Annotated in this window: 6 protein-coding genes and 1 pseudogene; all 7 read right to left on the bottom strand. The window is 72.8% G+C overall.

Annotated features, from left to right (window positions below; translation table 11 throughout):
• Nucleotides 1-789: 4-(cytidine 5'-diphospho)-2-C-methyl-D-erythritol kinase (locus tag AC1DUQ_RS13635; protein WP_477073964.1), on the bottom strand; the 789-nt coding region annotated here is incomplete at its 3' end.
• Complete coding sequence (rsmA, locus tag AC1DUQ_RS13630; protein WP_477060166.1) at nucleotides 786-1,733, bottom strand: 16S rRNA (adenine(1518)-N(6)/adenine(1519)-N(6))-dimethyltransferase RsmA; 948 nt, start codon at nucleotides 1,731-1,733, stop codon at nucleotides 786-788. The genes AC1DUQ_RS13635 and rsmA, both read right to left, overlap by 4 nt.
• 68 nt (nucleotides 1,734-1,801) lie before the next feature.
• Entirely contained in the window at nucleotides 1,802-3,064 is a 1,263-nt protein-coding gene (locus tag AC1DUQ_RS13625) for a transglycosylase family protein (protein WP_477060165.1), read from the bottom strand.
• Nucleotides 3,065-3,402: 338 nt separating this feature from the next.
• On the bottom strand, nucleotides 3,403-4,539 hold the full coding sequence (locus AC1DUQ_RS13620; RefSeq protein ID WP_477060164.1) for an aggregation-promoting factor C-terminal-like domain-containing protein: 1,137 nt from the start codon (nucleotides 4,537-4,539) through the stop codon (nucleotides 3,403-3,405).
• 208 nt (nucleotides 4,540-4,747) lie between these two features.
• Complete coding sequence (locus AC1DUQ_RS13615) at nucleotides 4,748-5,701, bottom strand: TatD family hydrolase (protein WP_477060163.1); 954 nt, start codon at nucleotides 5,699-5,701, stop codon at nucleotides 4,748-4,750.
• Nucleotides 5,701-7,494: a methionine--tRNA ligase gene (metG, locus tag AC1DUQ_RS13610; protein WP_477060162.1), complete on the bottom strand. Its 1,794-nt coding sequence runs from the start codon at nucleotides 7,492-7,494 to the stop codon at nucleotides 5,701-5,703. The genes AC1DUQ_RS13615 and metG overlap by 1 nt, the downstream gene beginning before the upstream one ends.
• A 32-nt stretch (nucleotides 7,495-7,526) precedes the next feature.
• Nucleotides 7,527-7,649: pseudogene (locus AC1DUQ_RS13605) on the bottom strand (PQQ-dependent sugar dehydrogenase); the annotation flags it as partial.

Raw genomic sequence — 7,649 nt, 5'->3', positions numbered from 1 at the left:
GGACACGACCACGCCGAGCGCCCCGGCGTCCTGCGCGACCGCGAGCGGCTCGGCGAGGCCCGGGTCGAGCTCGAGCGCCGCCATCTGCAGGTCGTTGTGCAGCGCGGCACCGAGCGCGCGAGGGTCCCCCGCCCGCAGCGCCTGCATCAGGGGCACGTCGTCCTCCGGGTCGGGCACGATCGCACCCGCGTGCAGGTCGTCGAAGGCGGCGTACACCGCGGCGGTCGACAACCCGCGGTCCTGCACCGCGAACGCCCAGTGGAACTCGCCCCGGCTGAGCGCGGCCGTCAGCAGGTGGCCGCGGCCCGACCCGACCGCCGTGTGGCCGGCGAGCGAGAACGGCACGTCCGACCCCAGCTGGGCCGCGAGGTCGAGCAGGTCGTCCCGGCTGAGCCCGGTGCGCCACAGGGCGTCGCACGCCACCAGCGTGGCGGCCGCGTCCGCCGAGCCGCCCGCCATGCCCCCCGCGACCGGCACGCCCTTGGTCAGGTGGAGGTGGACGCCGTCGTCGATGCCGGCGTGCTCGGCGAGCAGGTCCGCCGCGCGCAGGGCGAGGTTGGTCCCGTCCGTGGGCACCAGCTCGGCCTGCGGGCCGCTCACGGAGAGCGTGCGGCCCTCGGACGAGGTGGCGACGACCTCCTCGAACACCGACACGGCCTGGAAGATCGTCGACACCGGGTGGTACCCGTCGTCCTCCCGCGGGCCGACCCGCAGCGAGAGGTTGACCTTCCCGGGCGCGCGGACCCTGACCTCGTGATCGGGCAGCGGGGCCACGGGGGTCAGCGTCACGGCTCCACTGTGCCAGGTCGGGCGCCGCCCGGCCCGAGGGGCCCGAGGTGCTCGGCGATGCGCGCGAACCCGGCGATGTCCACCCGTTCGCCGCGAGCCTGCGGGTCCACACCGGCCGCCTGCAGCGCCGCCACGGCCGCATCGGCCGAGCCGGCCAGGGTCGACAGCGCGGACCGGAGCATCTTGCGGCGCTGTGCGAACGCGGCGTCGACCACGGCGAACACCGCCTCCCGCGACGCGTCGGTGGCGGGCGGCTCGCGGCGGTCGAAGCGGACCAGCGCCGAGTCCACGTTGGGGGCGGGCCAGAAGACCGTGCGTCCGACCGTGGCGGTGCGGCGGGCCGACGCGTACCAGGCCGCCTTGGCGGACGGCACGCCGTAGGTGCGGCTGCCGGGGGGCGCGGCGAGGCGGTCGGCCACCTCGGCCTGCACCATCACGAGCACCCGTTCGAGGGAGTCGAACCGCTCGAGGAACGTGAGCAGGACGGGGACCGAGACGTTGTACGGCAGGTTGGCGACGAGGGCCACGGGCGGCGGCCCGGGCAGCTCGTGCAGGTCCAGGGCGTCGGACAGCACGATGGTCAGACGGTCCCGGCCGGCCTCGTCGCGCAGCACCACCGGCTCGTCGTCGGCACCGTCGTGGATGGTCAGCCCGGGCACGTGGCGGGCGACCGTGCCGGGCAGGAGCCGGGCGAGCGTGGGGTCGATCTCCACGGCGACGACGTCGGCACCGGCCTCGAGAAGCCCCAGGGTCAGCGATCCCAGGCCGGGGCCGACCTCGACCACGCGGTCCCCCTCGGCGACGTCGGCCTGCCGCACGATCTTGCGTACGGTGCCGCCGTCGAGGACGAAGTTCTGGCCGAGGGCCTTGGTCGGGCGCACGCCCGCGCGCTCGGCGAGCTCGCGGATCTCCGCAGGCCCGAGCAGCGTGGTGGTGGTCGGCATGCGCACGAGCCTAGGCGAGCACGACGAGACCCCCGCCCAGGAGGCCTGGACGGGGGTCTCGCGTGTGATCAGCTGAAGAGGTTCTTCCCGCAGACCGGCCACTGACCGGCGCCCGAGCGGTTGTAGAGCATCTTGGCGCGGGCGGTCTGCTCGTCCGGCGAGGCCGCCGAGGGGAGCCCCGCGCCGCCGACGCCCTTCCACGTGGACAGGGAGAACTGGTACAGGCCGTAGTAGAGGCCGTTCGACGACACGATGGTGGGGTTGCCACCGGACTCGCAGCGCGCCAGGGCCGCCCAGTTGAGGGAGTCGGCACTGCCGCCGGCGGCAACCGGCGTGCCGGTCGCGGCGGGCGCCGCCGCGGTGGGGGTCTTGACGACGACCGGACGCTTCTTGGTGCCGACGCTGAGGACCTCGTCGACCGGGACCTGCGTGACGGCGTCGGAGACGGTGACGCGGCCGGACTCGACCCCGTCCACCGTGGTGACGCGCTCGACGAGCGTGCGGACGCCGGGCACGCCGGCCGTCAGCGTGCGCTTCTGGTCGGTGTAGCGCGAGGCGTCCTGCTGCGTGGTCGACGCGAACGCGACCTCGTGCGTGGTCGTGACGTCCTGCACGGCCACACGGTTGACGACCACCTGGACGCGCCCGGTGTCGCTCTGCACCACCGAGACGCGGTCCAGCGGGTTCAGCGTGATGCCCAGCTCGCCGAGCACCTGCGCGACGCGGGCGTCGGCGTCCGGGACGGCGAGCGTGGTGCCGTCGACCAGGACGTCGGCCGGGCCGTGCAGCGCCAGGTCCAGGGACAGCTCCGGGCGACCGCCGGCGGCGGACCGGGACGCGACGAGGGCCACGGCCTGACCGCGCGCGGCGAGCGAGTCGAGCGCCTCGTCGGCGGACAACGCGGTCGTCCACACGGACGTCTCCTGGCCGTCGATGCTGACCGCCACCTGGTGCGCGTGGCGCACGACGATCTCGGCGCCCTCGGGCAGCGCGCCCGTCAGGCTCACCTCGTCCCGGGCTCCGACGACCACACCCTGGTCCTCCAGGAGCCCGTCGACCGAGCCGGCGAACGTGCTGAGGTTCGTGATCTGGCCGTCGACGTCGAGCGACACCGACTTCTGCGCGTGCGCGAACGCTGCCGAGCCGCCCGCGAGGACGAGCGCGACCGCCGCGGCGGTGATCGGGAGGATGCGTGTCCGACCGGACCGCTGGTCCGTCGGGGAGAGCTCGTCCGGGGTGTCAGGCTCGGACGTGGCGCGGGATCGCGCGGACAGACCAGGGATCAGGGTCGAGAACTGCACGGGGCTCCAGCCGTCGAGGTGCCCGGGCACGGGGTGCGGAGCGTGCCGCTAGCGGCACCCGACGGTGGGCCTCTGGTTCGAAGCTCTGCGGACACCCGGAGGGGGGTGGCTCCCGTCGGTCCCGGATCCCCGATCCGGCCGTCACGGCGGCCCGCCTGGAGCGGGCGCCGACCACCCGGCAGGAAGGACAGCGGCACAGGTGGGCCACCGTCCAGATCGCCGAGCGTGACCGACCGTAACCGGATCGTGACCGAAACGCCAGGCGCGCCTCCCGCGCGATGCGCTAGAAGCGTGGCCCGTTCAGCCGTTCTCGCACGTCAGCGGCGTGAGCACCGTCACAGGGGCAATTGCCCCCGGAGGCGGACAGATCAGTACCAGCCCTTGGCCTGGCTGTGCGCGTAGGCACCGCACGGATCGCCGTAGCGGCCGCCGATGTAGTTCAGTCCCCAGGTGATCTGGGTGGCCGGGTTGGTCCGCCAGTCGTCGGCCACCGTCGCCATCTTGGTGCCCGGCAGAGCCTGCGGGATGCCGTAGGCGCCCGACGACTTGTTCTCGGCGTTCACCCGCCAGCCGCTCTCCTTGTTCCAGAGCGCGAGCAGGCACGCGAACTGGTCGTCGCCCCACCCGCGGGCCGCCGCCATCTCCTTGCCGAGCGCCTGCGCGGTGCCCGGCTCGACCGCAACCACGGACGGGTCCGGAAGCTCGGCCGTGCCGACCTTCGTGATCTGCGTGACGGGCGCGACCGTGACCACCGAGGCGATCGGCGTGCGGCCGGTGACGACGCCGCCGACCACCTGCAGCTCGTACGTCGTGGTGCGGACGCCGGCCTTGCCCTTCGTCGCGATGACCGTGTTGCCCTTGACCATCCCCGGGTCCTCGACCTCCTGGGACTCGAACGGCATGGCCTCGGTCACGGTCTCGCCGCCGGTGCTCGCGCGGGTCACCAGGACCACGAGCCCGTCGACCGCGGTGGCGTCGAGGGAGACCGACACCTGGTCGCCGTCGCCCAGCACGAGGCCGATGTCGCGCAGCGAGTCGCGGACCGTGGCAGCGCTGCTCACGCCGTCGATGACCTGGCCGTCGACCACGAGGTGCAGGGTCTTGAGCGTCGAGACGCGCAGGGTGTCGCGGCCGAGCGACGCGGACCGGGACGCCGACAGGCGCACGTCGTCGCCGCGCAGGCCGAGTCCGTCGACCGCCTCGCCGACCGTCAGCGCCGTGGTCCACACCGAGCGCTCGGAACCGTCGACCTCGACCGCCAGCTCCCGCCCGTGCCGGACGACGATCTGGCCGGACCGCGCGATGGGCTGGTCGACGGCGGGGGCGACGAGGTCGCGATCCCCCACCTCGATCTCCGCGCTGGCGAGCATGTCGCCGACCGTGCGACCGAACGCCTCGACCTCGACCGAGGTCCCGTCGACGTCGACCGTGACCGTCTTGTGCAGGACCGCGAACGCGCTGGTCGCTGCGGCGACGACGGCGAGCACGGCCGCCTGGGCCACCACGCGCGCGGCACGTCGACCACGGAGTCCGCGACGCTGGGTCGCACGCTCCTGATCGGGCCTCACGCGGTGGGTCCTCTCGACACAAAGGATGCGTCCGTCCTGGACGCAGGTCCGACCGTAACCGATCCGTGACCGAGGCGGTAACCCGAGGTCCGGCCTCCGGGCCCGGGATCACCCGACTGTCCGCCGACAGACCGGGTCAAACCGCTCACCACGAGCCGTAGACGGCCTCGGACGTGGCCGCGAGCGCGGTGCACACGTCTTCGAGAGACCGGCCGGTCACCTCCGCGACCGTCCGGACCGTCCCGGGCAGCAGGTAGGGCGCGTTCGGGCGGCCGCGGAACGGGTGCACGGTCAGGTAGGGCGCATCGGTCTCGACCAGCAGCTGCGACGGCGGGACCTCGCGCAGGGCGGCGCGCAGCTCGTCGTTGGCGCCGAACGAGACCGGACCGGCGAACGACAGGTACCAGCCGTGCGAGACCGCCAGGCGCGCCAGCGACGCGTCGCCCGAGAAGCAGTGGAAGACCGTGCGGTCCGGGGCACCGTCGGCCAGGAGCACCTCCACGACCTCGTCGTGCGCGTCTCGGTCGTGGATCTGCAGCGCGAGGCCCAGCTCCTTGGCCAGCGCGATGTGGGTGCGGAACGCCTCGCGCTGCACCTCACGCCCCTGGGGACCGGCGCGGAAGTGGTCGAGGCCGGTCTCGCCGATCGCGCGGATACGGGGGTTGGCGCGCGCGACGAGCTCGACGAGGTGGAAAGCCTCCTGGAAGCGCCCCATCGCTGCGAGGTCGTCAGGGTGCTCGGGCAGCTTCCCGTCGGGCGCGATCTCGCGGACACCCTCGTGCAGGACGGCCTCGTTCGGGTGGATCGCCACCGCCCCGAGCAGCTCGGGGTGCTCCTGCACAACCGCGTGGGTCCACCGGATCGCCTCGACGTCGCACCCGACCTGCACCATGCGCGTCACGCCGACCGCCGCCGCCCGCGCCAGGTGCGCAGCCAAGTCGGCCGAAGGACCGTCGACCGCCGTGCCGTCGTCATCGCGGGTCCAGCCGGGCGCTTCCCACGTCACCACCGAGTCGAGGTGCGTGTGGTTGTCGACGACCGCGAACGGCAGCGGCTCGGGCGGCGCGGGCCAGCCGCGCTCCCCCTTCGACCTCGCCATCACGCCTGGCGCAGCCGCTCGAGCTCCTCCTCGACGATCGAGTCGTCGAGCTTGGTGAACACCGGCACCGGCTTGGCCACGGGGGTGCCCGGCACCACCTGCTCGGAGCGCCACGGCGCGACCGTGCGGCCGAGCTCGTAGTCGCCCGTGATGATCGGGTAGTGGCGCGAGTCGTCGTCCAGGTCGGTGACCTCGTCGATGCGCGGCAGCGGCGAGAACGTCCCCGTGCGCCCGAACGTCTCGTGCACCTGCTGGGCCGAGTGCGGCAGGAACGGCGACAGCAGCGTGTTGGCGTCGCTGACCGCCTGCGCGGCCGTGTGCAGCACCGTGCCCAGGCGGTCGCGGTCCTGCGTCAGCTTCCACGGCTCGGTCTCGGAGATGTACCGGTTGGCCTCCTGGACCACGCGCATCGCCTCGCTGACCGCGGCCCGGTTGCGGTGGGTGCCGAGCAGCTCGCCGACCTTGCCGAAGCCCGCCGACGTCGTCGCGAGGAGGCCCTGGTCCACCGGCTGCAGCTCGCCCGGCGTCGGGATCTCGCCGAAGTTCTTGGCGATCATGCTCGCGGTCCGGTTGACCAGGTTGCCCCAGCCGGCCACCAGCTCGGAGTTGGTGCGCGTCTTGAAGTCCGCCCACGTGAAGTCCGAGTCCTGGTTCTCCGGCCCGGCGACCGACAGGAAGTACCGCAGCGCGTCCGGCTGGTACCGGGACAGGACGTCGCGCACGTAGATGACGACGCCGCGCGACGAGCTGAACTGCTTGCCCTCCATGGTGAGGAACTCGCTCGACACCACCTCGGTCGGCAGGTTCAGGGTGCCGAACTGCCCCGGCGAGCCGCCCTTCGTCCCGCGACCGTCGTAGGCCAGCAGCTCGGCCGGCCAGATCTGCGAGTGGAACGTGATGTTGTCCTTGCCCATGAAGTAGTAGCTCAGGGCCTCGGGGTCGTTCCAGAACGGGCGCCACGCGTCCGGGTCGCCCTTGCGGCGCGCCCACTCGATCGACGCCGACAGGTACCCGATGACCGCGTCGAACCACACGTACAGGCGCTTGTTCGGGTTCTCCTCCCACCCGGGCAGCGGCACCGGGATGCCCCAGTCGATGTCCCGGGACATGGCCCGCGGGCGCAGGTCGTCGATGAGGTTGAGCGAGAAGTTCAGGACGTTGGGCCGCCAGTCGGTCCGCGTCTTCAGCCACGCCTCCAGGGCGCTCGCGAACGCCGGCAGGTCCAGGAAGAAGTGGTTCGACTCGACGAACTTCGGCGTCTCACCGTTGATCCGGCTGTGCGGGTTGATCAGGTCGATCGCGTCCAGCTGGTTGCCGCAGTTGTCGCACTGGTCGCCGCGCGCGCCGTCGTACCCGCAGATCGGGCAGGTGCCCTCCACGTACCGGTCCGGCAGGGTGCGGCCGGTGCTCGGCGAGATGGCGCCCATGGTCGACTGCTCGATCATGTAGCCGTTCTTGTGCACCGTGCGGAACATCTCCTGCACGACCGCGTAGTGGTTGCGCGTCGTCGTGCGCGTGAACAGGTCGTACGACAGGCCCAGGTTGGTCAGGTCCTCGACGATCACGCGGTTGTACCGGTCCGCCAGCTCCTGCGGGCTCACACCCTCCTGCTCGGCGAGCACCAGGATCGGCGTCCCGTGCTCGTCGGTGCCGGAGACCATGAGCACCTCGTTGCCCGCCATCCGCATGTACCGGCTGAAGATGTCGGAGGGGACACCGAAGCCGGCGACGTGACCGATGTGGCGGGGGCCGTTCGCGTAGGGCCACGCGACGGCCGAGAGGATGCGAGACATGCGCCGATCCTAGGTGAGCGGCGCGACGGCTTTCAGTCGACCACCACGCGCAGGATGCGGTCGTCCCCCGGGCGGATGCTGCCGCGGCCGTCGGTGTTCCCCGTGACCACCCACAGTGACCCGTCCGGGGCGGGCTCGACCGCACGCAGCCGGCC

Source organism: Cellulomonas sp. P4_B5_2 (assembly GCF_056402235.1).
This window is presented reverse-complemented; position numbering and strand designations above follow the sequence as displayed.